A 25,521-nucleotide genomic window follows, 5' to 3' on the forward strand; every position below is an offset into this window, starting at 1 on the left:
TTTCCAATCTGAAAATTACGTTATTGATAATTATTATGAGTTAAAATCTGTAAGTTTGAAGTACAATCTCATTCATAATGAAAAAACTCATAATTCTTCTTTTAATATTTACCTCTTGCTCAGATAAAAAGGAACAAAAAAAGAATACCCAATCAAATATTGACTTTACAACTGTTTTTGAGAAAAGTGATGGACTAGAAAGCGCTACTTATAATCAAACTATTCAATATTATTCAGATTTAGCTAACACCTATTCTGATATTTCAATTCAAGAAATTGGAGAAACAGATTCCGGAAAACCATTACATATTGTCACTCTAAACATGAGTGGTTCTGGTGATGATTTTGAAAATCTAAGAAGCAACAATAGAATTCTACTTATAAATAATGGTATACATCCTGGCGAATCCGATGGTATTGATGCGACAATGATGCTATATAGAGATATAGTCCAAGGTAAAATAGATAGTCCAAAAAACACTATTTTAGTCACGATTCCTATTTATAATGTTGGTGGAAGTCTCAATAGAAACTCTGGAACACGTACCAATCAAAATGGACCGAAAGCATATGGTTTTAGAGGGAATGCTCGTAACTATGATTTAAACAGAGATTTCATTAAATCTGACACAAAAAATGCCAGAAGTTTTGCTAAACTATTTCATTTAGTTCAGCCAGATGTATTCATAGATAATCATGTTAGTAATGGTGCTGATTATCAATATACATTGACACATTTATTTACACAACACAATAAACTAGGTGGACAACTTGGCAACTATCTACACAATGAAATGATGCCAAAGCTTGAAGAAAAACTAGAAGCAAAGTCATGGGATATCACACCATATGTTAATGTATTTAATCGTACACCAGAATCTGGCTTCTCTCAATTTATGGATTTACCACGCTATTCTACAGGTTATACTACATTATTTAATACATTAGGTATGATGGTAGAAACACACATGTTAAAACCATATAAGCAACGCGTTGAAGGCACTTATGAGCTTATGAAAAGTATGATAGAAATTACCGAAGAACAAGGTGATAAAATATCAGAACTTAGAAAAACACAATACCAAATATGGTCTGCTGGTAAAATCTACCCTTTAGCTTGGACCATTGACACCACGCAATCTTCAACTCTAAAATTTAAGGGTTATGAAGGTGAAATGATTCCAAGTGAATTAACAGGTGCGCAACGTTTAAAGTACGATAGAACTCAACCATTTACTAAAGATGTAACGTATCAAAACTATTTTAAAGCAACAGATTCAGTGACTATTCCTAAGGCTTACGTTATTCCACAAGGTTGGCATAATGTAATGGATTTATTAAAACTAAATAAAGTTGAGATTTCTAAAATTAAAAAAGATACAACCTTAACAGTTGAATCATACCGAATTGGAGATTATCAAACAAGAAAATCAGCATATGAAGGTCATTATCTACATTATAACACTAAAGTAAAATCAGCAGAAATAAAGCTGACTTTTAAAGAAGGTGATTATATAGTTGAAACTAACCAAAAAGCGATGCGTTACTTATTAGAAACTCTAGAGCCAACTGCACCAGATTCTTTTTTTAATTGGAATTTCTTCGATACCATCTTACAGCAAAAAGAAGGCTTCTCACCTTATGTCTGGGAAGACAAAGCAAAGCTATTTTTAAGAGCTAATCCAAAATTACAAATTGAGTATAATGTAAAAATTAGTTACGATGAAGATTTTGCTAATAACTGGTATGCTCAATTAGATTGGATACATAAACAGAGTGGTAATTATGAAAAAGCGCATTTGCAGTATCCTGTTTATCGCTTAAAGTAATTAGTCATGGAAGAAATTGGCATTGCTAGTTTATTAATAATTATTACAAATCTTATCGTGTCTTACAAAGGATTAAATAATAGTATCTTCTTTTAAGATTATAAATTTAATGTTGATAAAATTTTAATTTATAAAGAATATCTAAGGTTAGTATCATCAGGTTTTTTTACATGCAGATTGGATACATTTAATATTCAATATGGTCAGTTTGTTTTTATTTAGTTCTTTAATTGAAAACGAAATTGGACCTTTATTCTTTCTTATTATATACTTTATAAGCTTAATATGTGGAAATCTATTTGCATTATACATTCACAGAAATCATGGTGACTATAGTTCTATTGGTGCTTCAGGAGCAGTTTCCGGAATTATATTTGCCCGTATTGCTTTATATCCTAATCTTGGTATTGGATTTATCATATTGCCATTTTCAATTCCAAGTTGGATTTATGGAGTTCTGTTTGTAGCATATTCTATTTATGGAATAAAGACTAAACGTGATAATATTGGTCACGAAGCCCATCTAGGTGGAGCTATTATTGGTTTAATAACTGCATTACTGATTCAGCCAAGTGCAATAACAACAAACTATGTTACTATTATTTTGGTTTTAATTCCAACATTCGTTTTTATATACTTTATAATAGCAAAACCTCATATTTTAATGGCAAATAATTTTAGTTTAAAAAAGAAGAATCCACCTCTAAATTTTGAACACAAGCACAATATTAAAAAGGTCGATAAACAAAAAGAACTTGATAAGCTTTTAGATAAAATAAGTAAAAGAGGAATTGATAGTTTATCTAAGAAAGAAAAGAAACGACTTGAAGAATTTTCTAGTTAAAATTAAACTAACAATTTAATATTTGAATAGCTATTCTCTAAAGCTTTTTGAGCAGCTTTATTATCCAACCACTTTACTTGAGTAATACCTTCATTTTCTTGCGGTAAAAGCTTACCGTTAAAATCAGTTTTCATCTCAAACCAATACGTCACTTTAATTTTATGCTTTCCGTTGCGCTTAAAGATATGATATGTAGTTGGTAATGGTTTTGTAATCTTAAGACCTGTAACACCTGTTTCCTCTTCCACTTCTCTGATAGCAGCTTCTTCAATAGATTCTTTACCTTCTACTTTACCTTTAGGCAAATCCCATTTATTATTTCTGTAAATAAAAAGAATTTCGTTTTTAGTATTGTAGGCTTTTCCACCTCCTGCAACAACATTTGGTAAAAGTTTTAGAAAGTGTTTTAATAACTTATCTCGATTCTTACCAATTAAGTGAACAGCTTTTAAATCTGTATTTGCTAAGATTTTTATAACCTTTCCTATATTAACAGACTTAAGGAGAAAAGACTTAAAGTCGGTTTCTTGCTCTACTTTTGTTGTTAAAATTATAGGTTTATCACCTACAAAAACGGTGTACATTATATAGTTAAATTTACTTTACTCTTGTAAATTTATTATTTTTTATGACATAAAATTTAAAATGAAAATTAATTTAAATTTAAATTTAAATTTTAGTACCTACAATTTTCATTAATTTTGCATCATGATTTTTAATAAAGATACCGCTAAAAAAACAGCAGAAGTTTTATTGCAAATTAATGCTATAAAACTAAAACCAAATGATCCATTTACATGGGCATCAGGTTGGAAATCACCAATATACTGTGACAATAGGATTGTATTATCTTATCCTCTAATTAGAAATTACATCAGAGAAACTATGGCCAAGCACATAGAAGATCTTTATGGTAAACCAGATGTAATTGCTGGAGTAGCAACTGGTGCAATAGGAATAGGAGCTTTGGTTGCAGAATATCTTAATCTTCCGTTTGTTTATGTAAGACCAGAAGCTAAAAAGCATGGTCGCCAAAATCAAGTTGAAGGTTATATTGAAAAAGGGCAAACTGTGGTCGTTGTAGAAGATCTAATAAGTACAGGAAAAAGTAGCTTAAATGCAGTAAAAGCTTTAAAGGAAGCTGAAGTGACAGTCAAAGGTATGGTAGCAATTTTCTCATATGGATTTGATGTTGCTTCAAAGAATTTTGAAAAAGCTGATATAGAACTACACACGCTTGGTAACTACGAAAACTTATTAGAACAAGCTTTAGACACACATTACATTACAGAAAAACAACAAGACATTTTAGCACAATGGAATGCCAATCCTAGCGAATGGAACGCTAATTGATATAAACATTCTAAAAAAACTCATAACATGAATTTAGAATCATCAAAGGTAACTTTAGATAAATCAGCAGAAGACACATTTAATTTTTTATCTGATGTCAAAAATTTTGAAAATTTAATGCCAGAAAACATTAGCAAGTTCGAAGTTTTAGAAAACGATAAGTTTCTATTTGCACTCAAAGGAATGCCAGAAATTATACTAAAGAAAAAAGAAGCAGTACCAAATAGTAAAATTGTTTTAGGTGCCGCTGGAGGTAAATTAGATTTTGCTTTAATAGGTAATATAACTGAAGTTGAAGCCAATAAAACGGATGTTCAACTTTCGTTTGAGGGTGAATTTAATGCTATGATGGCTATGATGATTAAAGGGCCAATTAGTAAGTTTATTGAAACTTTAGTTACAAATATGAAGACAGCTGTTTAATACAATAGTTTAAGGTCTTTAAGGTCAAATGTTTTAATAATTTCGTCTTCAGTCCAAACCTTTAACTTTCCAGATTTTTTTACACCTTTTATAATTCCGGAGAAGGTTTCCCCTTCTTTAGTTTGAAACGTTGATGGTTTATCTTTTCTAAATAAAATTGATTCGTATTCTAATTTTAACTCAGACAATTTATGAGTTTCTAGAATTTCGAAATAGTATTGAAGTTGTTTTAAAATCTCTGATAATACCTCATCTTTATTATAAATAATTCCTGAGACTAAACTCATTGAAGATGCTTGTGGTAAATTTTCGAAATATTTCTGGTTTATATTCATACCAATACCAATTACAGAACCTTCTAATTGGTTATGTTTAATAACGTTTTCTATTAAAATTCCACATATTTTCTTATCCTCTGACAAAATGTCGTTAGGCCATTTTATACTTAATTTAGGAATATTAAATGCTGTTAGTGCTTTACATATGGCTAATGAAACTACCATACTGATATAAAATTGTTTTTCAATTTCAAAGCTAGGTAAAGCCTTAAACACACTAGCTGTGAGGTTTTTACCTTCTTCGGCTTCCCAATTAGTACCCATTTGCCCTCGTCCTTCTGTCTGCAAATCTGCAGAAACTACTGTATAATCCTTAGGTAAAGTCTTAGCTGCCATAAGCTTTAGGAAAGCATTTGTAGAGTCAATGGCATTAAGTTTGATTATATACATTAAAAGAGTAGTTTTATTTTATAGTTTTCTTATGACAAATAGAGCTTACAAGAACTAAAAAAATAATAACTTTGCATAAATTTAATTTAATTTAATGACGAAAGCAAAAACCAATGCAGACCAACTCATTACAACAATCATAGGAGGTATAGAAGAGGTTAAAGGAAAAGAGATTACAATTTTAGATTTAAGAGAAATAGAAAATACGGTTTGTGATTATTTTATTGTTTGTGAAGGTACTTCTAATACACAAGTAAACGCAATCGTCAATTCCATACAAAAACAAGTTAGTAAAACACTTAAAGATAAACCTTGGCATATTGAAGGTACAGATAATGCTGAATGGATTTTAATGGATTATGTTAATGTTGTTGTGCATGTTTTTCAGAAACATATTAGAGAATATTACGATATAGAGAGTCTTTGGGGAGACGCTAAAACCACCCAAATAGAAACGAGTTACTAAAAAGACAAACGCTACTAATGGCTAAGGACAATAAAAATTTAAACAAAAAACCAAAAGTAAATCCGTATTGGATATATGGAGTTATTATCGCAGCATTTCTTGCTATTCAAATATTCTCAGGTGGCTTTGGAGATTCTTCAGGAAGTAAAACTACACCAACAGAGTTCTTTAGTTATCTAAAAAATGGTGATGTTGAAAAGGTAGAAATAATCAATAATCGCATTGCGAAAGTTTATTTAACAAAAGAAGCACAAGAACAAGAGGTTCACAAGAAATCAAAACCTACATCTTTATTACCTTCTGTTTCTGCTATACCAAACTATAAGTTTGAATTTGGTGATTTAAAATTATTTCAAGAAGAAATAAATAAAATAAAAGCTGAAAACAATTTAACTACTGAAATAGGCTTTGATACAGAACAAAATGTTTGGGGAGATTTATTACTCACTTTATTACCATTTATTCTCATCATTGGTGTATGGATATTTATAATGAGACGTATGTCCTCTGGAGGAGGAGGAGGAGCTGGTGGACAGATTTTTAACATAGGAAAATCTAAAGCCAAACTCTTCGATGAAAATACAGATACTAAAACGTCCTTTAAAGATGTCGCTGGTTTAGAAGGGGCAAAAGAAGAAGTACAAGAAATTGTAGATTTCTTGAAATTCCCTGAAAAATATACAGCTTTAGGTGGCAAGATACCTAAAGGAGCCTTACTTGTAGGACCTCCTGGAACTGGTAAAACCTTATTAGCAAAAGCTGTTGCAGGTGAAGCTAAAGTACCTTTCTTTTCATTGTCAGGATCAGATTTTGTTGAAATGTTTGTTGGTGTTGGTGCCTCTCGTGTAAGAGACTTATTTAAACAAGCTAAGGAGAAATCTCCTTCAATTATATTCATCGATGAGATTGATGCTATTGGTAGAGCAAGGGGTAAGAACAACTTCTCTGGATCTAATGATGAACGTGAAAACACATTAAATCAGTTATTAACTGAAATGGATGGCTTTGGAACGAATACAAACGTTATTGTATTAGCTGCTACCAACAGAGCTGATGTATTAGATAGTGCATTAATGCGTGCTGGTCGTTTTGACAGACAGATTTATGTAGATCTTCCAGACGTTAGAGAACGTAAAGAAATTTTTGAAGTACACTTGCGTCCTCTTAAAAAAGAAGAAACATTAGATGTAGATTTCCTTGCAAAACAAACACCTGGTTTCTCAGGTGCTGATATTGCCAATGTATGTAATGAATCCGCTTTAATTGCTGCAAGAAAAGGCAAGAAAGCAGTAAATAAACAAGATTTTTTAGATGCAGTCGATAGAATTGTTGGTGGTTTAGAAAAGAAAAATAAAATTATAACCCCATCAGAAAAAAGAGCTGTCGCTTTCCATGAAGCTGGGCATGCCACTGTAAGTTGGATGTTAGAACATGCTGCTCCACTAGTTAAGGTAACTATTGTACCCAGAGGTCAGTCTTTAGGTGCTGCATGGTATTTACCAGAAGAGCGTTTAATTGTTAGACCTGAACAGATGCTAGATGAAATGTGTGCTGCATTAGGTGGTAGAGCGGCCGAAAAAGTTATTTTCGATAAAATTTCTACTGGTGCTTTAAGCGATTTAGAAAAAGTTACTAAACAAGCAAGAGCTATGGTTACTGTTTATGGCCTTAGTGATAAAGTTGGAAACTTAACGTATTATGATTCTTCTGGTCAATCTGCAAATGGGTTTACAAAACCTTACAGTGAACAAACCGCAGAACTAATTGACAAGGAAATATCTGAGATTATTGAGAAGCAATATGATCGTGCCTTAAAGCTATTAGAAAAACATAAAGATAAGTTGACTGAACTTGCTGAAGTTCTACTAGATAAAGAAGTTATTTTCAAAGATAATTTAGAGAAAATTTTTGGAAAACGTCCTTTTGAGAAACCAGAAACTATTTCTGAAATTATAGCTGAAGAAGAAGAGTAAATCTTAATAGCATCATATAAAAAACTTAAATTGGCTAAATGTTAATTTAAGTTTTTTTATATTTACGACACGCACTAATATTAGGATTAACAGCAACAATTGAATGAGCTTATTTCGTAAACTCTTCGGTAAAAAAGACCAAAACGAAGAACAAATACCAAATCAAGAGCGTGGCAAATATATGCCAGAAGTTAAGTTGCCTGTAGATGAGCGTTTTACAATAAATTTTAAGGCCAATGGAGGAAAGTTTTTGTACTGTGAAAACATGGAAGAAGTAAAAGATAGTTTCAATTCTATACTACTTGAAAACAAATGGCACGAAGATAAAGTCTTCATAATTGACGAACGTTTGTCTCTACTTTTTAATGATTTTCACCTAAATAGTACTAGAAAAATTTCTGAAAGTTCATATTTTTTATCAACATGTGAGTATTTAATTTCTGATGATGGCTCATTATTAATTTCATCTAATCAAATTGCTGAAAAGAAATTAGGAGAATTGCCGGAACACTTTATCGTCTATGCTACTACTAGCCAACTAGTGGAAAATATTGGTGAAGGTTTAAAAGGTATAAAAGAGAAAAGTAAAGCCACAATTCCTACAAATATTACTACGATTAAGCATTTTAAAGCTGATGATGACAAAGACTTCCTTACTTATGGAAGTAGTGCGAAAAACTTATATCTACTTCTATTAGAAGATTTATAATGAAAGAGTTATTCGTAAGAACCATTTCTGGTATTATATATGTATTGTTGCTTATTGGTTCTTTATATACTCAAGAATCAACAATAATCCTCTTAGTAGTTTTTGGTATCCTAAGTATAGCAGAGTTTAGTAATCTTATTAAACTTAAGTCTTTTATTCAGTATATAATTTTTAGTATTCTTTTTGCCGTATTTTGGTGTATAGTACTTTGGAAAAAAAATCTTACAGGTAGTGATGAAGCAATACAAATCTTATTAGTCATTACCATTTTTGTAAATTTAATTTTAATAAAAGATTTATTTACGACTAAAAAAATACCCTTATTTAAATCTAAACGTTTCATAACCACAACCTTCTATTTGTCTAGTGGATTTGTTTTTATGTTACTAATTGCAAACTATCAAAATAGTTTTACTCCATTATTTCTTTTAGGAGCATTTATTTTAGTTTGGGTTAATGATAGTGCAGCTTATTTAGTGGGTAAAAACTTTGGAAGCCAAAAATTATTTCCTAGTATATCTCCTAAAAAAACAGTTGAAGGTTTTTTAGGTGGTCTTTTTTTTGCTTGCATATCTAGTTATTTTATTGCGACATATACAGAAACACTTGGATTTACTAGTTGGTTAATTCTTGCTATTATAGTGAGTGTATTAGGTACATTGGGTGATTTAATAGAGTCAAAATTTAAACGTCAAGCTGGTGTTAAGGATAGTGGTGTGATTATGCCAGGTCATGGTGGATTATTAGATAGGCTAGATAGTATTATCTTTGCAGCACCATTTATATATTTATTTTTAAGAATAATAACATATGTTTCATAAAGAAGGTCATAAAATCATATTCATAACACTTGTCATAGTAGTTGGCTCGTTTTTTTTAATTGATGGATTTATAACTAATGAATGGATAAGAAAAGGTCTTATGATCGCTGTTCTTATTTTCTTTATTTTAATCTTGCAATTTTTCAGAAATCCTAAAAGACATACACACGCTAATGATAAACAAGCATTATCACCTGTAGATGGTAAAGTTGTTGTTATTGAAGAGGTAATGGAAAACGAAGTTTTTAAAGATAAACGCATACAAGTTTCTGTATTTATGTCTCCAATAAATGTACACGTAACACGTTTTCCTATTGGTGGTAATATTAGCTATAGCAAATATCATCCTGGTAAATATTTAGTAGCATGGCATCCAAAAGCTAGTGAAGAGAATGAACGTACAACAGTAGTTGTAGAAAATGAAAGTTTTGGTAAAGTCTTGTATCGTCAGATTGCTGGCGCCCTTGCAAAACGTATTGTCAATTATGCAAAGCCTGATAATTCTGCGACTCAAGGTGCTGATTCTGGATTTATAAAATTTGGTTCGCGAGTAGATTTATTTCTACCTTTGGATGCAGATATTAAAGTAGTACTCAATCAAAAAGTACGTGGTGGTGAAAGTATTATCGCAGAAATGAAATGACATCTGAAGAATTAGATATAGAATTTAATACTGCTGTGGAACGTGTAAACGACCACTCTGAACCTTTCCCTGCTGACTTTTTACTCCGTTTATATGCTTATTATAAGAAAGCCACTAATAATTACGGTCGGCCAAGTAGTAAAAAGCCCATTATAAATGCTTTTAAAACTAATGCTCTTTTTCAGGTACAAGATATTAGTGAAGATGAAGCAAAGCAAGAATATATAAATCTTGTGAATAATTATTTTTTATACCGTAAGTAATTAATCACGTATCAAAGGCATTGTAGAACAACGCAATAAACCTTCCTGTTTAGCAATCTCTGAATAAGGTACTTCTTCAACAGTAAAACCGTTAATTCTTAACCAAGTATTAAGTCTTGTGAAATTTTGTTCTGAAATAATAACATCTTCAGATATTGAAAATACATTACTATTCATATTGTACATTTCTTCTTTTGAAATTTCGAATATGTTATCTTTTCCAAAGAAATCTACTAACCATTCATACTCTTTTTCTAACAAAAAACCATTTTTATGAAGTATAGCCTTGTTTTTTCCTATAGGCTGAAAACAACAATCTAAATGCAATGCATTATCCTTAGGTTCTGTATTAGATTTTCTTAATTCGAAAGACTTAACAGTCTTATGCGGAAATAACTCTTGAATAGCTATTACAGCATCCATATTTGTACGAGCTGTAATATAATCTTGGTAGTCTTCACCAGAATAGGTCCCAATAAAAATATGATCATTCCAAGGCATTACATCTCCACCTTCAACATGACATTCATCTGGAAGAATGATAATATTATCTTCACCGACTTGCTCAATAACATGATGAATAGCTTCGTACTCTCTTTCTCTATCTGGTAATATATTTGCCTTGATCAACTTGTCTTCTATAACAAAAGCAATATCTCTAGAAAATATCTGATTATAATCCTTTATAACTTTAGGTCTATAAACAGTAACATCATATTTCTTAAACACGTTAGCAACCGCATCCATCTCCTTAACCATATCCTCATCTTTTGGATAGGTACCAGCTTTTATATGCTCAATGGATTTAGGATCATAAGCTTCTTCAATAGATGGAATAGGGCCATTACTTTCAGCCGAGCCTAGTACAACTGCTCTAAGTCTAGAAGTTTCGTTTTTTATGTTTAGCTTCATATATGTACAAAATACAAAAAGCTCCATAGAATTTATGAAGCTTTTTAATACTTATTTCCAGGTATTATCTTTTATCTATTGTCTTAAATGCTCTGTAAGTTTCACCAGTATATAATTGTCTTGGTCTACCTATAGGCTCTTTACGTAAGCGCATTTCTCTCCATTGAGCAATCCAACCTGGTAAACGCCCTAAAGCAAACATCACTGTAAACATTTCTACAGGAATTCCCATTGCTCTATAAATAATACCAGAGTAAAAATCTACGTTTGGATATAATTTTCTATCTACAAAATACTGATCTTCTAAAGCCTCCTTTTCTAGTCCTCTTGCAATGTCTAAAATTGGGTCTTCTACTCCTAAATCTCCTAATACTTCGTTTGCCGCAACTTTAATAATCTTAGCTCTTGGATCAAAGTTCTTATATACACGATGACCAAAGCCCATTAAACGAAAAGGGTCACTTTTATCTTTCGCTTTAGCCATATACTTTTTAGTATCTCCTCCATCCTCTTTGATTGCTTCAAGCATTTCTAATACGGCTTGATTCGCTCCACCATGTAATGGTCCCCAAAGTGCAGAAATTCCTGCAGAAAGTGATACAAATAAACCTGCATGAGAAGAACCTGTTATTCTTACTGTAGATGTAGAACAGTTTTGCTCATGGTCTGCATGAAGAATTAATAATTTATCTAAAGCATTGATTAAAATTGGATTTTGCTCGTAATCACTATTTGGACTTTTAAACATCATCTTCAATACATTCTCTACATAACCTAATTTGTTATCACCATAATCTAAAGGTAAACCATGCTTCTTACGCATTGTCCAAGCAACAAGTACTGGAAATTTTCCTAAAATTCTAACAATAGAATTATACATATCTTCTTCAGAATCTACATCAACCGAAGATGGGTTAAATGCAGTAAGAGCACTAGTTAGAGAAGATAAAACACCCATTGGATGAGCAGATTTTGGAAACGCGTCTAAAATCTTCTTGATATCGTCGTCTACAACCGCATGAGATTTTATATCTTCATGAAACTTATCTAACTGTTCTTTATTAGGTAATTCACCAAAAATTAATAAATAGGCTACTTCTAAAAAGTCTGCTTTTTCAGCAAGCTCTTCAATCGAATAACCTCTATATCTTAAGATACCCTTTTCACCATCAAGAAAGGTAATGGCACTTTCACAACTTCCAGTATTTTTATAACCTGGATCTATGGTTATAACTCCTCCTGTGGCGCCACGTAACTTTTTTATATCAATCGCAACTTCATTTTCTGTGCCTATAACTACAGGAAATTCATACTTATCACCATTAATCTCTAGGGTAGCTTTATCTGACATACTATAACGTTTGATTTTTAATTTAAAAGGATTACAAAATTACGAAATATCAAACGATTTAGGAAGCGTATTTATAATCGTTTTAACAATTATACTAACCATTTATTAAACAAAAAAGCGATTACTTAAAGTAATCGCTTTACAATTTTATATCAACTTAAATTTATTTCAATTTAAAGGCATTCTCTTGAGGAAAATAAGCAACGTTGCCTAATTCTTCTTCTATACGCAATAACTGATTGTATTTTGCCATACGATCACTTCTTGAAGCAGAACCTGTTTTAATTTGACCTGTATTTAATGCTACTGCTAAATCTGCTATAGTATTATCCTCAGTTTCTCCAGATCTGTGCGACATTACAGAAGTATAACCAGCATTATGTGCCATATTTACAGCTGCAATAGTTTCGGTTAACGTTCCTATTTGATTTACTTTAACTAAAATAGAGTTAGCGATACCATTGTCAATTCCTCGTGATAAACGCTCTACATTTGTTACGAATAAATCATCGCCTACTAATTGAACTTTATCTCCAATCTTCTCTGTTAAATATTCCCAACCATCCCAATCATTTTCATCCATACCATCTTCAATAGAGATAATTGGATACTTGTCTGCTAATTCAGCTAAATAATCAGCTTGTTCTTTACTTGAACGTACTTTCCCTGAATCTCCTTCAAAGATTGTATAATCATACTTACCATCTTTATAGAACTCAGCTGCTGCACAATCTAAAGCAATCATAACATCATCACCTAGTTTATAACCAGCATTTGCTACAGCCTTTCCGATGGTATCTAAAGCATCTTCAGTTCCACCTGCAAGATTTGGTGCAAAACCACCTTCATCACCAACAGCAGTACTTAAACCTCTATCGTGTAATACTTTTTTAAGGTTATGAAAAATCTCAGTTCCCATTTGCATTGCATGTGTAAAGTTTTTCGCTTTTACTGGCATTACCATAAACTCTTGAAATGCAATTGGCGCATCACTATGAGAGCCACCATTAATGATATTCATCATTGGTACTGGTAAGGTATTTGCCGAAACACCGCCAACATATCTATATAGTGGCATACCTAATTCATTTGCTGCTGCTTTAGCACAAGCTAAAGACACACCTAAAATAGCATTAGCACCTAATTTTGATTTATTTGGAGTTCCGTCTAATTCTATCATTAATTGATCTATGGCATTTTGTTCAAAAACAGAAACACCTAATAACTCTTCAGCTATTATTGCATTTACATTCTCAACAGCTTTTAATACACCTTTACCCATATAAGTATCACCTCCATCTCTTAACTCTACAGCTTCATGCTCACCAGTTGATGCACCTGACGGTACAGCTGCTCTACCCATTATTCCATTTTCTGTTGTCACATCTACTTCTACTGTTGGATTTCCTCTTGAGTCTAAAATTTGTCTTGCGTGTACATTAATTATAATGCTCATTATGTTTGGTTTTAGTTGACTTTGGATTATATAACCTGAAGATTGAGGTACTGAAATAAATTCAGCATGACTAACCTTATAGTTTAGTCAAAATTACAAAAATCTATAGCTTAAAACGGAACAATAATCATATTTATGATTAATCCTTGCTATAATGTTTTCGTAATTAAAAAAACGCAATAAAAGATGTCTTTTATTGCGTTTTTGATATTTAATTATTTCTAATATTCTCAATAAACTGGTCAAACAAATAGACTGAATCATTTGGTCCAGGACTAGCTTCTGGATGGTATTGTACTGAGAAGCAGTTTTTATCTTTAATTTTAATACCAGCGACAGTATTATCATTTAAATGCACATGTGTTATTTCTACATTATCATGAGCTTCTGTTTCTTCTCTATTGATAGCAAATCCATGATTTTGAGAAGTGATTTCTCCTTTGCCTGTAATTAAATTCTTTACAGGGTGATTAATACCTCTGTGACCATTATGCATTTTATAAGTTGATATTCCATTTGCTAATGCAATAACTTGGTGACCTAAACAAATACCAAATAAAGGTTTGTTCTTCTCTATAATCTCTTTTGCAACAGCTTGAGCTTCTACTAATGGTTCAGGATCACCTGGTCCATTAGAAAGAAAATAACCATCTGGATTAAACGCTTCTAAATCTTCGAATTTAGAATTATATGGGAATACTTTAATGTAAGCATCTCGTTTAGCCAAATTTCTAAGAATCTTCTTTTTTATACCAATATCTAAAGCTGCTATTTTATGTGTAGCGCTTTCATCACCATAGTAGTATGGTTCCTTAGTAGAAACTTTTGATGCTAATTCTAAACCATTCATTTCTGGTTGCTCAGCTAATTGTTTCTTTAAACCTTCAATATTATCTACTTCTGTTGAAATAACCGCATTCATAGCTCCATGATCTCTAATGTAGCTCACTAACGCTCTGGTATCTACATCTGCAATAGCTAATGTATTGTGCTTTTCAAAAAATTCTTCTAAAGAAGCATCACCAGCAGGTCTAGAATATTCAAAACTAAAATTTTTACAAATTAATCCAGCGATTTTAACATCATTAGATTCTATTTCATCTTCTTTTGTTCCGTAATTTCCAATGTGTGCATTAGTAGTCACCATCAATTGACCATAATATGATGGATCTGTAAAAATTTCCTGATAACCAGTAGTACCAGTATTAAAACAAACTTCACCAAAAGCAGATCCCTCCTTACCAATGGACTTACCATGGAAAATTGTTCCGTCTGCTAATAAAATAAGTGCTTTTTTACGTGATTTGTATTTCATGTGTATATGCTATTTGTTTTTTATAAAATTTACTTTTTAAAAACTTATGTTTTATAACGAGTTATAATATGCCATAATTTTCCTTAAATCCTTATCTTCTTTTACTGATAATTTATTTTCTTTCATAAACTTTTTTACATCATTCACTTTTTCTTTTGCAATAAGTTTCAGAATATTTTTTTTACTTATTCTTATTTCTTTGAGGGCATCATTATCATTAAGAAAGTATTTACTTTTTATAACATACTTGTCTTCACTAATTTTAGATTTAGATATAGGATCTATAGCCCCTTTTATAAGACTTAGGAAATATTCCTTGTAAACATTCAATTTACCTTTAGATACATTTTCATAATACTTATCGTTTAGTATCTCAAAAGATTTAGAGTTAAACTCAATAGATTTAACTTTAGTTTTATCTAATGTAAACAAACTGTCTTCAGCTACTTTTACAACAAAAGTTTTAAGTTCAACATTAAAATTAATAGCTTTTGGTAAATATGTCTTACTATCAACTGTATGTACTATAGCATCCAAAACCCAATAATTGCTTAATAAAACAGTACCCGTAATCATATCTTCACTCGTATCTTTATCTGCAATAAAACCAGACTCACTAATAATGCTTGTTGCTGGAAGATTTTGTGCATCCATGGAGCAACTAATGAATATTAGAATTAGTATAATTGAGTGTTTCATAAATTATGTTTTGCAAAATTCCATAAAAAAAGGATAAACTGAAACAGTTTATCCTTGATATTTATTAATGCTTATTAACATTTATTCTTCTTCGTTTGAAGCTTTAGTCTCCACTGGTGGAGTTATAGTAGCTTTCTTACCACCTCTTCTACTTCTACGTGTTGTTTTCTTTTCTGGCTTACCAGCATTATAAAGCTCATTATAATCAACTAACTCTATCATTGCCATATCAGCGTTATCACCTAATCTGTTTCCTAATTTAATGATACGTGTATAACCTCCTGGACGATCACCAATCTTAGGTGCAACATCTCTAAACAATTCTGCAACAGCATCTTTTTGTCTTAGTTTAGCCATAACAATACGTCTGTTATGTGTTGTATCTGACTTAGATTTTGTAATCATTGGCTCAACAAATTGTTTTAAAGCTTTAGCCTTCGCAACTGTTGTATTAATACGCTTATGCTCTATTAAAGAACATGCCATATTAGCTAACATCGCCTTTCTATGCGCTGTTTGTCTTCCTAAGTGATTGAATTTTTTTCCGTGTCTCATGACCTTTGTTTTATCATCTTGCTACTAAACTCGAAAATCGAGGAGCAAAATATGATTAGTTTTAATTATTAGTCTTTGTCTAATTTATATTTACTTAAATCCATTCCGAAATTTAAACCTTTTACATTCACTAGTTCTTCTAGCTCAGTTAAAGACTTCTTACCGAAGTTTCTGAATTTCATTAAATCGTTTTTATTGAATGATACCAAGTCACCTAGAGTATCAACTTCTGCAGCCTTTAAACAGTTCAATGCACGAACAGAAAGATCCATATCAACTAACTTAGTTTTCAATAGTTGTCTCATGTGAAGTGATTCTTCATCATAAGTTTCAGTCTGTGCAATTTCATCAGCTTCAAGAGTGATACGCTCATCAGAGAATAACATGAAGTGGTGAATTAATATTTTAGCAGCTTCAGTTAAAGCATCTTTAGGATTGATTGATCCATCAGTTCTGATTTCGAAAACTAATTTTTCGTAATCTGTCTTTTGCTCAACACGGAAGTTTTCGATACTATATTTTACATTCTTTATTGGAGTGTAAATTGAATCTGTAAAAATTGTTCCGATTGGTGCAGATGCTTTTTTGTTTTCTTCAGCAGGAACATAACCTCTACCTTTTTCGATAGTCAATTCCATGTTAATATTTACTTTAGGATCTAAGTTACAGATCACTAAATCTGTATTTAACACTTGGAAACCAGAGATAAATTTCTGAAAATCACCTGCAGTAATTTGCTCTTGTCCTGAAATAGAAATAGTAACAGTTTCGTTATCAATTTCATCAATTTGACGCTTAAAGTTTACTTGCTTTAAGTTCAAAATCATTTCAGTAACATCTTCAACTACACCAGAAATTGTAGAAAACTCATGATCTACACCTTCAATTCGAACTGAAGTGATTGCGAAACCTTCTAAAGAAGATAATAATACTCTTCTTAAAGCATTACCTACTGTTAACCCGTATCCTGGCTCTAAAGGTCTGAATTCAAACTTACCTTCGAAATCAGTAGAATCAATCATGATTACTTTATCGGGCTTCTGAAAATTTAATATTGCCATTTTTTTCTTCGTTTTAATTGTTATTTAGTTGCGCGATCTATAAATGAAGAATACCTATAAACCCTTTGGCTAAACACCAATGTGATTAATTATTTATTATTTAGAGTAAAGTTCAACGATGAATTGCTCGTTGATTTGTTCTGGAATCTGAATTCTCGCAGGAACAGCTACATAGGTACCTTCCATTGTGTCATTATTCCAAGTAATCCATTCGTAAACATTGCTAGAATTAGCTAATGAGTTTTGAATAGCTTCTAATGATTTAGATTTTTCTCTAACACCTACAACATCACCAGCTTTTAATTGGTAAGAAGGTACATTTACCTTTTGACCGTTAACCGTAATGTGTCTGTGAGAAACTAATTGTCTAGCACCGCTTCTTGTTGGAGATACACCCATTCTGAAAACCACGTTATCTAAACGAGATTCACATAATTGTAGTAATACTTCACCAGTAATACCTTGGGCAGCAGTTGCTTTTTTAAACATATTTCTGAATTGCTTTTCTAATACACCATAAGTATATTTTGCTTTTTGCTTCTCCATTAATTGGATTGCATATTCAGATTTTTTACCTCTTCTCTTGTTAGCTCCGTGCTGTCCAGGAGGGTAATTTCTTTTTTCGAAGGCTTTATCATCTCCGAATATAGCTTGTCCGAATTTACGAGCTATTTTAGTTTTAGGACCAGTATATCTTGCCATTTTAAAATTTGTTTTGAGAGTGATTAAAGAATTAAGGTCTTAATCTTATCCTTCTATAACCGTTTGCCTCTCGTTGATACTTGTTATTATTTTTCAGTTTGCAAATTTACATATAAAAATTAATATCAACTGCATAAACAATTGATATTAAAATTTAAGTACATAAATTATACTCTACGTCTTTTTGGTGGACGGCAACCGTTGTGAGGCTGTGGAGTAACATCAATGATTTCTGATACTTCAATACCTGCGTTATGTATAGATCTAATAGCAGATTCTCTACCATTTCCGGGACCTTTCACATAAACTTTAACTTTCTTTAATCCAGCTTCTTTAGCAACACCTGCAGCATCTTCTGCAGCTAATTGAGCAGCATAAGGAGTATTCTTTTTAGAACCTCTAAATCCCATTTTTCCAGCTGATGACCACGAAATTACGTCACCTTTTTTATTTGTTAAAGAGATGATGATGTTGTTAAAAGATGCTGTGATATGTGCTTCTCCTATTGCATCAACAATTACTTTACGTTTTTTAGTACTTGACTTTGCCATATATATTTTTAGTTTTTAGTAATAGTCGCTAGAATCCTAAACCGTTAAATTTCAAACAGATTCTTTCCAACGTCTAAAGACTAATTATTATTTAGTTACTTTTTTCTTGTTAGCAACCGTTTTTCTTCTACCTTTTCTTGTACGAGAGTTGTTCTTAGTACGTTGTCCTCTTAAAGGAAGACCAGCTCTATGACGAATACCTCTGTAACATCCGATATCCATTAATCGCTTAATGTTTAACTGAGTTTCAGAACGTAATTCACCTTCAATTTTAAAAGTTCCAACTGCATCACGGATTGCTCCAATTTCGCCGTCAGTCCAATCTTGAACTTTAGTACTCTCATCAACTTTAGCAGTAGCTAAAATTTCTTTTGCTCTACTTCTACCTACTCCGTAGATATAAGTTAAAGAGATCACTCCTCTTTTGTTTTTTGGTATGTCTACACCTGCAATTCTTGCCATAATTACCCTTGTCTTTGTTTGAATCTAGGATTCTTTTTGTTAATGACGTAAAGTCTACCTTTTCTGCGCACTAATTTACAATCTGCGCTTCTTTTTTTTACTGATGCTCTTACTTTCATCTTGTATTGTTTATTACTTTACTAAAGTAAACGGAACCTTACGGTTACATATTACTTAATATCTATAAGTTATACGAGCCTTAGTTAAATCGTAAGGACTCATTTCTAATTTTACTTTATCACCTGGTAACAACTTAATATAATGCATACGCATTTTACCAGAGATGTGTGCAGTCACAATGTGACCATTTTCTAATTCAACACGGAACATCGCATTTGATAATGCTTCTATAATTGTTCCATCTTGTTCTATTGCTGCTTGTTTTGCCATAATATATTTTTAGTTTCAATCATCATCTTGCAAATATCTTGCCTAAATTTTAGATTGAGATCTAAACATGCTTTACTTTATTACGAAGCTGATTTTCTATTTTTACCTGTTTTCATCAAACCATCATAATGCTTATTTAATAAATAAGAATTAATCTGTTGCATAGTATCAATAGCTACACCAACCATAATTAATAGTGATGTACCACCAAAAAATAGTGCCCAACCAGCTTGTACCTTCATTAACTGAACTATGAATGCAGGAAACACTGCAACTAAAGCTAGGAAAATTGAACCTGGTAAAGTTATTTGCGACATAATCTTATCTAAATATTCTGATGTTTCCGATCCTGGACGTATTCCTGGAATAAATCCACCGCTACGTTTAAGATCATCCGCCATTTTATTTGTTGGTACTGTAATTGCCGTGTAGAAATAAGTAAATATTATAATTAACAAAGCAAAAACTAAATTATACCAAAAGCCAAATATATCCGCAAAATTAGTTTGCATCCACTGACCAGCTGCAGAATCTTTCATAAGTGAAGATCCTCCAATAAGACTAGGGACAAACATAATCGCTTGTGCAAAGATAATTGGCATTACACCAGAAGCATTTAATTTTAATGGTAAAAACTGACGTGATCCAAATACATTCTTTTCATAACCACCAGATGCAGTTCTTCTTGCATACTGCACTGCAATTTTTCGCACAGCCATGACCAAAAATACAGATGCCATAATAATTAAGAACCATACTACTAACTCAATTAATATCATCATAAAGCCACCATTACTACCCTCTAATCTAGAATACATATTCTGAACAAAAGATTGTGGTAAAGTAGCAATAATACCTACCATAATTAATAGAGAAATACCATTACCTATTCCTTTATCTGTAATTTTCTCACCTAACCACATTGCGAACACACAACCTGTTACTAAAATAATTACTGATGAAAAGTAGAAAATATTCTCGTCAAAACCTGGTAACAACATAGAACCCATCGAAGGTGCCCCAGATAAAGAAGGTACACTTGCTAAATAACCTGGTGCTTGCACTAAACAAATACCAATAGTTAACCAACGTGTAATTTGAGTAATCTTCTTTTGACCACTAGCCCCTTCTTTTTGAAGCTTTTGTAAATAAGGAATCGCAATACCCATTAACTGAACAACAATGGATGCAGATATATAAGGCATAATACCTAATGCAAATACTGATGCGTTAGCAAAAGCTCCACCCGTAAATGCGTTTAATAATCCTAATAATCCGTTTGCCGTTCCATCTTGTAAACCACCTAAAGCATCGATATTAATACCTGGTAATACTACCTGAGCACCAAATCGATACACTAATAACAAACCTAAGGTTAGAATGATTCTATCCTTAAGCTCTGTGATTTTCCAAACGTTTTTTAATGTTTCTATTATCTTCATCCTTGAAATCTTATAAAGTTACAGCTTCACCACCAGCAGCTTCAATAGCAGCCTTTGCTGTAGCAGTAAATTTATGAGCAGTTACAGTTAATTTTGCTTTTAATTCACCTCTACCTAAAATCTTTACTAGCTCATTTTTGCCAGCTAATCCCATAGATACAAGTGATTCAAAATCAACACTACCTTTTATCTTTTTCTCATCTACTAACTTCTGTAAAGTATCTAAGTTTACACCTTGATATTCTAATCTGTTAATATTTGTAAAACCAAATTTAGGAACGCGTCTTTGTAATGGCATTTGACCACCTTCAAATCCTAATTTCTTAGAATAACCAGAACGTGATTTTGCACCTTTGTGTCCTCTTGTCGCAGTACCACCTTTTCCAGATCCTTGACCACGTCCAACACGCTTTCCTTGATTTTTTACTGAACCCTCTGCAGGTTTTAAATTACTTAAATCCATTTAAGTTATATTTTTAAGCTTCTTCAACAGAAACTAAATGTTCAACTTTCTTAACCATACCAAGGATGTTTGGTGTGGCATCGTGCTCTACTACTTGACCAATCTTTTTTAAACCCAAAGCTTCTAATGTTAGCTTTTGTCTTTTAGTACGATTGATTGCACTTTTTACTTTCTTTACTTTAATCTTTGCCATCTTATCCTATCGATTATCCGTTAAATACTTTTTCAAGTGAAATTCCACGCTCTCTAGCTACAGACTTAGCATCTCTCAATTGTAATAAAGCATCAAATGTTGCTTTTACTACATTGTGAGGGTTAGATGAACCTTGAGACTTAGATAATACATCATGTACACCTACTGCTTCAAGAACTGTTCTAACAGCACCTCCTGCAATAACACCTGTACCAGGTGCAGCTGGAATAATGTTAACTCTAGCACCACCATACTTACCTTTTTGCTCGTGTGGTAATGTTCCTTTAATGATAGGAATTCTTACTAAATTCTTCTTAGCATCTTCTACAGCCTTAGCTATTGCAGTAGCAACGTCTTTAGATTTACCTAAACCTTGTCCTACTACTCCTTCTTCGTCACCTACAACAACAATTGCAGAAAAACCAAATGCTCTACCACCTTTTGTTACTTTAGTTACACGCTGTACACCTACTAGACGATCTTTAAGATCTAATCCTCCTGGTTTTACTAATTCTGCGTTTTTATATTTTTGATACATAATGTCTTAAAATTTAAGTCCTGCTTCTCTAGCTCCTTCAGCTAATGATTTTACTCTTCCATGATATAAATAACCACCTCTATCAAAAGAAATAGTTTCAACACCAGCTTTCATAGCTTTTTCAGCAACAGATTTACCTACTAAGGCTGCAGTCTCTGTTTTGTTTCCTTTAGACTTTGCAATGTCTTTATCTCTTGAAGATGCTGCAGCAATAGTTTTACCAGTTACATCATCTACGACTTGAGCATAAATTTCTTTATTACTTCTAAAAACAGCTAATCTTGGTCTTGTTTCAGTACCAGATACTACCTTGCGGATTCTGCTTTTAATTCTTATTCTTCTTTCGTTCTTTGTCAATGCCATAACTTAATGATTAAGCTGATTTACCTGCTTTTCTTCTAATTTCTTCACCAACAAACTTAATACCTTTTCCTTTGTAAGGTTCTGGTTTTCTAAAGCCACGAATTTTCGCTGCTACTTGCCCAACCAATTGCTTGTCATGAGATGTTAATTTAACTATTGGGTTTTTTCCTTTTTCAGAAATTGTCTCAACTTTTACTTCTGGAGCAATATCCAAAATGATATTGTGAGAGAATCCTACAGCTAAATCTAATTTTTGTCCTTGATTAGATGCTCTGTAACCTACACCAACTAATTCTAATTCTTTGGTCCAGCCTTTAGAAACACCTTCTATCATATTAGCAATTAATGCTCTATATAGACCATGTTTTGCTCTTTGATCTTTCTTTTCAGAAGAACGCTCTAATGTAATAGTACCGTCTTCTTGTTTTATAGTAATATCTGAATACGCTTGAGTTAACTCACCTAATTTACCTTTAGCGGTAATTGTGTTGTCTTTAATCTCAAGTGTTACACCTTCAGGAACTGCTATTGGGTTTTTACCTATTCTTGACATAATTTCCTGTTTTTAGTAAACGTAACATAATACTTCGCCACCAACGTTCTCTCTTTGCGCTTGTTTACCTGTCATTACTCCATGAGAAGTTGAAACAATTGCAATACCTAAACCATTTAAGATTCTTGGCATTTCGTTAGAGCCAGCATACTTACGTAAACCTGGTTTACTGATTCTTTGAATTTTTTTAATCACAGACTCTTTAGTGTCTTTGTTATATTTCAAAGCGATTTTAATCGTACCTTGAACTGAAGAGTCATCAAACTTATAACTTAAAATAAAGCCCTGATCGAACAATATTTTAGTTATTTCTTTTTTTAAGTTAGATGCAGGAATCTCAACCACTCTGTGATTTGCCTTAACTGCATTTCTAACTCGCGTTAAATAATCCGCTATTGGATCTGTATACATAGTTATTAATTTGCGGTAGCGGTTTTTGACACTATTGTCAAACCTGAAACCAATTTATAATTTTACCAACTTGCCTTCTTAACACCAGGAATTAATCCTTTGTTAGCCATTTCTCTAAACATTACACGAGAAATTCCAAATTGTCTCATATAACCTTTTGGTCTTCCTGTAAGTTTACAACGGTTGTGCTGACGTATAGGAGAAGCATTTTTTGGTAATTTTTGTAATGCTTCATAGTCTCCAGCTTCTTTCAAAGCTTTTCTCTTTTCTGCATATTTAGCTACCGTTTTAGAACGCTTAACCTCACGGGCTTTCATTGATTCTTTAGCCATAATTAATTCTTTTTAAAAGGTAATCCTAATTCTGTTAATAAAGACTTCGCTTCTTTATCTGTGTCAGCAGAAGTCACAAATGTGATATCCATACCAGATATTTTATTGATTTTATCAATATCAATCTCTGGAAAAATAATTTGTTCTACAACACCTAAGTTATAATTTCCACGTCCATCAAAACCTGTAGCTTTGATTCCGTTAAAATCTCTAACTCGCGGTAAAGCTGAAGTTACTAAACGATCTAAGAACTCATACATTTGTTCACCTCTTAAAGTTACTTTGGCGCCAATTGGCATACCTTTACGTAACTTAAAAGAAGCAACATCCTTCTTAGACATTGTATGTATAGCTTTCTGTCCAGTTATTTTTGTAAGCTCTTCTACCGCGTGATCAATTAATTTCTTGTCAGCAACGGCAGCACCAACTCCTTTAGATAAAACTATCTTTTTAAGTTTAGGTACTTGCATTACATTTTTGTAACCAAATTCTTCCGTAAGAGCAGGAACTACTTTGTCCTTGTACTCTTGTTTTAATCTTGCAACGTAAGCCATAATTAAATTACTTCATTAGATTTTTTAGAAAATCTTACTTTGTTATCGCCATCCATTCTATAACCAACTCTAGTTGTCTCGCCTTTAGACGTTAACAACGATAAGTTTGAAATATGAATTGATGCTTCTTTCTCTACAATTCCACCTTGAGGACTTTGTGCACTTGGTTTAGTATGTTTCTTAACCATATTCACACCTTCTACGATGGCTTTGTTCTTATCTATTAATACTTTAAGCACTTTACCTTCTGAACCTTTATGGTCTCCAGCAATTACTTGTACTGTATCTCCTGATTTTATTTTAAGCTTTGTCATCTTATTTATCAATTAAAGCACTTCTGGTGCTAATGATACAATTTTCATGAATTGTTTATCACGAAGTTCTCTAGCTACAGGACCAAAAACACGAGTTCCTCTCATTTCCCCTTGAGGTCCTAAAAGCACACATGCATTGTCGTCAAATCTAATATAAGAGCCATCAGGACGTCTTACTTCTTTAGATGTACGTACAACAACCGCTGTAGAAACAGCACCTTTTTTGATACTTCCATTTGGAGTTGCATCCTTGACAGATACTACAATTTTATCTCCTACAGAAGCGTACCTTCTTTTCGTTCCACCTAATACACGGATAGTTAAAACTTCCTTTGCACCAGTGTTATCAGCTACTTTTAATCTTGATTCTTGTTGTAACATAATTACTTCGCTCTTTCAATTATTTCTACTAATCTCCAACATTTAGATTTACTCATAGGTCGTGTTTCCATGATCTTAACAGTATCACCTTCGTTGCAGTCGTTTGTCTCATCGTGTGCGACATATTTCTTAGTCTTTAACACGAATTTTCCATACATAGGGTGTTTTACTTTTTTTACTTCAGCAACAACAATAGATTTCTCCATTTTATTACTAGTTACTATCCCTATACGTTCTTTTCTTAAGTTTCTTTTTTCCATCTTTCAGCAGAATACAATTATTGTACTTCTCTATTAGTTAATTCTGTTGCCACTCTAGCTACTGTGCGACGTGCAACTCGTAACTGAATTGGGTTCTCTAAAGGAGATATAGCATGAGCCATTTTAAGGTCTGTATAACTCTTTTTAGTTTCACTAAGTTTCTCTTGTAACTCAGCTGTTGAAAGCTGTTTAATTTCTGATTGCTTCATAA

General features: G+C 32.2%; 37 protein-coding genes and 1 pseudogene. 11 read left to right on the forward strand and 27 right to left on the reverse strand.

The window, feature by feature from the left end; genetic code table 11:
* The first annotated feature begins 77 nt into the window (after positions 1-77).
* From WPG_RS02425 to WPG_RS18825, 3 genes and pseudogenes are all read left to right on the forward strand, one after another.
* Positions 78-1,829 carry a M14 family metallopeptidase gene (locus tag WPG_RS02425; RefSeq protein ID WP_045468909.1) on the forward strand — a complete coding sequence of 584 codons (1,752 nt, stop codon included), beginning with the start codon at positions 78-80 and terminating at the stop codon, positions 1,827-1,829.
* 172 nt (positions 1,830-2,001) lie between these two features.
* Positions 2,002-2,382: pseudogene (locus WPG_RS18820) on the forward strand (rhomboid family intramembrane serine protease); the annotation flags it as partial.
* Positions 2,383-2,493: 111 nt separating this feature from the next.
* Positions 2,494-2,673: a DUF6576 domain-containing protein gene (locus WPG_RS18825; protein WP_316929987.1), complete on the forward strand. Its 180-nt coding sequence runs from the start codon at positions 2,494-2,496 to the stop codon at positions 2,671-2,673.
* A gap of 2 nt (positions 2,674-2,675) precedes the next feature.
* On the opposite strand, the gene WPG_RS02435 is transcribed toward WPG_RS18825, so the two are convergent.
* Positions 2,676-3,257: an NUDIX hydrolase gene (locus tag WPG_RS02435; protein WP_045468912.1), complete on the reverse strand. Its 582-nt coding sequence runs from the start codon at positions 3,255-3,257 to the stop codon at positions 2,676-2,678.
* A 124-nt stretch (positions 3,258-3,381) separates the two neighbouring features.
* Between WPG_RS02435 and pyrE the strand changes: the two genes are divergently transcribed.
* Together pyrE and WPG_RS02445 are read left to right on the forward strand one after the other, a co-directional pair.
* Positions 3,382-4,026, forward strand: a complete 645-nt coding sequence (gene pyrE, locus WPG_RS02440; RefSeq protein ID WP_045468915.1) for an orotate phosphoribosyltransferase — start codon at positions 3,382-3,384, stop codon at positions 4,024-4,026.
* 27 nt (positions 4,027-4,053) lie between these two features.
* Entirely contained in the window at positions 4,054-4,449 is a 396-nt protein-coding gene (locus WPG_RS02445; RefSeq protein ID WP_045468918.1) for a hypothetical protein, read from the forward strand.
* Here WPG_RS02445 and WPG_RS02450 read toward each other — a convergent pair.
* Positions 4,446-5,177, reverse strand: coding sequence for a biotin--[acetyl-CoA-carboxylase] ligase (locus WPG_RS02450; protein WP_045468921.1), 732 nt, complete (start codon positions 5,175-5,177; stop codon positions 4,446-4,448). The genes WPG_RS02445 and WPG_RS02450 overlap by 4 nt on opposite strands.
* A gap of 94 nt (positions 5,178-5,271) precedes the next feature.
* On the opposite strand from WPG_RS02450, the gene rsfS reads away from it, so the two are divergent.
* From rsfS to WPG_RS02480, 6 genes are all read left to right on the forward strand, one after another.
* Complete coding sequence (gene rsfS / locus WPG_RS02455) at positions 5,272-5,643, forward strand: ribosome silencing factor (protein WP_045468923.1); 372 nt, start codon at positions 5,272-5,274, stop codon at positions 5,641-5,643.
* 17 nt (positions 5,644-5,660) lie between these two features.
* The gene (gene ftsH, locus WPG_RS02460; protein ID WP_045468926.1) at positions 5,661-7,616 is read left to right on the forward strand and encodes an ATP-dependent zinc metalloprotease FtsH; all 1,956 of its coding nucleotides are present in this window, start codon (positions 5,661-5,663) and stop codon (positions 7,614-7,616) included.
* A 103-nt stretch (positions 7,617-7,719) separates the two neighbouring features.
* Positions 7,720-8,325, forward strand: a complete 606-nt coding sequence (locus WPG_RS02465; protein WP_045468929.1) for an LUD domain-containing protein — start codon at positions 7,720-7,722, stop codon at positions 8,323-8,325.
* The gene (locus tag WPG_RS02470; RefSeq protein ID WP_045468932.1) at positions 8,325-9,146 is read left to right on the forward strand and encodes a phosphatidate cytidylyltransferase; all 822 of its coding nucleotides are present in this window, start codon (positions 8,325-8,327) and stop codon (positions 9,144-9,146) included. The genes WPG_RS02465 and WPG_RS02470 overlap by 1 nt, the downstream gene beginning before the upstream one ends.
* Positions 9,136-9,789: a phosphatidylserine decarboxylase family protein gene (locus tag WPG_RS02475; RefSeq protein ID WP_045468935.1), complete on the forward strand. Its 654-nt coding sequence runs from the start codon at positions 9,136-9,138 to the stop codon at positions 9,787-9,789. The genes WPG_RS02470 and WPG_RS02475 overlap by 11 nt, the downstream gene beginning before the upstream one ends.
* Positions 9,786-10,052, forward strand: a complete 267-nt coding sequence (locus WPG_RS02480; protein ID WP_045468937.1) for an acyl-CoA-binding protein — start codon at positions 9,786-9,788, stop codon at positions 10,050-10,052. Before WPG_RS02475 ends, WPG_RS02480 begins: the two co-directional genes overlap by 4 nt.
* Here WPG_RS02480 and WPG_RS02485 read toward each other — a convergent pair whose 3' ends face one another.
* The 25 genes from WPG_RS02485 to rpmC form a co-directional block, all read right to left on the reverse strand.
* A complete protein-coding gene (locus WPG_RS02485) occupies positions 10,053-10,964 on the reverse strand; it encodes a dimethylarginine dimethylaminohydrolase family protein (RefSeq protein ID WP_144374404.1) in 912 nt (303 codons plus the stop codon). It abuts the gene before it with no gap.
* A gap of 64 nt (positions 10,965-11,028) precedes the next feature.
* Positions 11,029-12,315, reverse strand: coding sequence for a citrate synthase (locus WPG_RS02490; protein WP_045468943.1), 1,287 nt, complete (start codon positions 12,313-12,315; stop codon positions 11,029-11,031).
* 163 nt (positions 12,316-12,478) lie between these two features.
* Positions 12,479-13,771 (reverse strand): phosphopyruvate hydratase, encoded by a 1,293-nt coding sequence (gene eno, locus WPG_RS02495; protein ID WP_045468945.1) that lies wholly within the window; start codon positions 13,769-13,771, stop codon positions 12,479-12,481.
* A gap of 211 nt (positions 13,772-13,982) precedes the next feature.
* A complete protein-coding gene (gene carA / locus WPG_RS02500; RefSeq protein ID WP_045468947.1) occupies positions 13,983-15,086 on the reverse strand; it encodes a glutamine-hydrolyzing carbamoyl-phosphate synthase small subunit in 1,104 nt (367 codons plus the stop codon).
* A 51-nt stretch (positions 15,087-15,137) separates the two neighbouring features.
* A complete protein-coding gene (locus WPG_RS02505; protein WP_144374405.1) occupies positions 15,138-15,785 on the reverse strand; it encodes a hypothetical protein in 648 nt (215 codons plus the stop codon).
* An 81-nt stretch (positions 15,786-15,866) separates the two neighbouring features.
* Positions 15,867-16,340 (reverse strand): 50S ribosomal protein L17, encoded by a 474-nt coding sequence (gene rplQ / locus WPG_RS02510; RefSeq protein WP_045468951.1) that lies wholly within the window; start codon positions 16,338-16,340, stop codon positions 15,867-15,869.
* A gap of 68 nt (positions 16,341-16,408) precedes the next feature.
* Positions 16,409-17,401, reverse strand: a complete 993-nt coding sequence (locus tag WPG_RS02515) for a DNA-directed RNA polymerase subunit alpha (RefSeq protein WP_045468953.1) — start codon at positions 17,399-17,401, stop codon at positions 16,409-16,411.
* Positions 17,402-17,497: 96 nt separating this feature from the next.
* On the reverse strand, positions 17,498-18,103 hold the full coding sequence (rpsD, locus tag WPG_RS02520) for a 30S ribosomal protein S4 (protein ID WP_045468956.1): 606 nt from the start codon (positions 18,101-18,103) through the stop codon (positions 17,498-17,500).
* Positions 18,104-18,270: 167 nt separating this feature from the next.
* Positions 18,271-18,654 (reverse strand): 30S ribosomal protein S11, encoded by a 384-nt coding sequence (gene rpsK / locus WPG_RS02525; RefSeq protein ID WP_008269156.1) that lies wholly within the window; start codon positions 18,652-18,654, stop codon positions 18,271-18,273.
* An 87-nt stretch (positions 18,655-18,741) separates the two neighbouring features.
* The gene (gene rpsM / locus WPG_RS02530) at positions 18,742-19,116 is read right to left on the reverse strand and encodes a 30S ribosomal protein S13 (protein ID WP_045468960.1); all 375 of its coding nucleotides are present in this window, start codon (positions 19,114-19,116) and stop codon (positions 18,742-18,744) included.
* A gap of 2 nt (positions 19,117-19,118) precedes the next feature.
* Positions 19,119-19,235 carry a type B 50S ribosomal protein L36 gene (ykgO, locus tag WPG_RS17680; RefSeq protein WP_008269159.1) on the reverse strand — a complete coding sequence of 39 codons (117 nt, stop codon included), beginning with the start codon at positions 19,233-19,235 and terminating at the stop codon, positions 19,119-19,121.
* Between the two features lie 55 nt (positions 19,236-19,290).
* Positions 19,291-19,506 (reverse strand): translation initiation factor IF-1, encoded by a 216-nt coding sequence (infA, locus tag WPG_RS02535; RefSeq protein ID WP_007094967.1) that lies wholly within the window; start codon positions 19,504-19,506, stop codon positions 19,291-19,293.
* An 80-nt stretch (positions 19,507-19,586) separates the two neighbouring features.
* Positions 19,587-20,948 carry a preprotein translocase subunit SecY gene (gene secY / locus WPG_RS02540; RefSeq protein ID WP_045468964.1) on the reverse strand — a complete coding sequence of 454 codons (1,362 nt, stop codon included), beginning with the start codon at positions 20,946-20,948 and terminating at the stop codon, positions 19,587-19,589.
* Between the two features lie 10 nt (positions 20,949-20,958).
* On the reverse strand, positions 20,959-21,411 hold the full coding sequence (gene rplO, locus WPG_RS02545) for a 50S ribosomal protein L15 (protein WP_045468966.1): 453 nt from the start codon (positions 21,409-21,411) through the stop codon (positions 20,959-20,961).
* 13 nt (positions 21,412-21,424) lie between these two features.
* A complete protein-coding gene (rpmD, locus tag WPG_RS02550; RefSeq protein ID WP_045468968.1) occupies positions 21,425-21,604 on the reverse strand; it encodes a 50S ribosomal protein L30 in 180 nt (59 codons plus the stop codon).
* A 13-nt stretch (positions 21,605-21,617) separates the two neighbouring features.
* The gene (gene rpsE, locus WPG_RS02555) at positions 21,618-22,142 is read right to left on the reverse strand and encodes a 30S ribosomal protein S5 (RefSeq protein WP_045468970.1); all 525 of its coding nucleotides are present in this window, start codon (positions 22,140-22,142) and stop codon (positions 21,618-21,620) included.
* Positions 22,143-22,148: 6 nt separating this feature from the next.
* A complete protein-coding gene (rplR, locus tag WPG_RS02560) occupies positions 22,149-22,505 on the reverse strand; it encodes a 50S ribosomal protein L18 (protein ID WP_045468972.1) in 357 nt (118 codons plus the stop codon).
* Between the two features lie 10 nt (positions 22,506-22,515).
* The gene (gene rplF, locus WPG_RS02565) at positions 22,516-23,058 is read right to left on the reverse strand and encodes a 50S ribosomal protein L6 (protein ID WP_045468973.1); all 543 of its coding nucleotides are present in this window, start codon (positions 23,056-23,058) and stop codon (positions 22,516-22,518) included.
* A gap of 12 nt (positions 23,059-23,070) precedes the next feature.
* Positions 23,071-23,469 (reverse strand): 30S ribosomal protein S8, encoded by a 399-nt coding sequence (gene rpsH, locus WPG_RS02570; protein WP_045468975.1) that lies wholly within the window; start codon positions 23,467-23,469, stop codon positions 23,071-23,073.
* A 62-nt stretch (positions 23,470-23,531) separates the two neighbouring features.
* Entirely contained in the window at positions 23,532-23,801 is a 270-nt protein-coding gene (gene rpsN, locus WPG_RS02575; RefSeq protein WP_045468978.1) for a 30S ribosomal protein S14, read from the reverse strand.
* A 2-nt stretch (positions 23,802-23,803) separates the two neighbouring features.
* Positions 23,804-24,355 carry a 50S ribosomal protein L5 gene (rplE, locus tag WPG_RS02580; RefSeq protein WP_045468980.1) on the reverse strand — a complete coding sequence of 184 codons (552 nt, stop codon included), beginning with the start codon at positions 24,353-24,355 and terminating at the stop codon, positions 23,804-23,806.
* A 2-nt stretch (positions 24,356-24,357) separates the two neighbouring features.
* Positions 24,358-24,669 (reverse strand): 50S ribosomal protein L24, encoded by a 312-nt coding sequence (rplX, locus tag WPG_RS02585; RefSeq protein ID WP_045468982.1) that lies wholly within the window; start codon positions 24,667-24,669, stop codon positions 24,358-24,360.
* A 12-nt stretch (positions 24,670-24,681) separates the two neighbouring features.
* A complete protein-coding gene (rplN, locus tag WPG_RS02590; protein WP_045468984.1) occupies positions 24,682-25,050 on the reverse strand; it encodes a 50S ribosomal protein L14 in 369 nt (122 codons plus the stop codon).
* Between the two features lie 2 nt (positions 25,051-25,052).
* Entirely contained in the window at positions 25,053-25,310 is a 258-nt protein-coding gene (gene rpsQ / locus WPG_RS02595) for a 30S ribosomal protein S17 (RefSeq protein WP_008269174.1), read from the reverse strand.
* A gap of 17 nt (positions 25,311-25,327) precedes the next feature.
* Entirely contained in the window at positions 25,328-25,519 is a 192-nt protein-coding gene (gene rpmC / locus WPG_RS02600) for a 50S ribosomal protein L29 (protein ID WP_045468987.1), read from the reverse strand.
* Positions 25,520-25,521: the final 2 nt, after the last annotated feature.

The organism is Winogradskyella sp. PG-2, from assembly GCF_000828715.1.
Taxonomy (GTDB): domain Bacteria; phylum Bacteroidota; class Bacteroidia; order Flavobacteriales; family Flavobacteriaceae; genus Winogradskyella.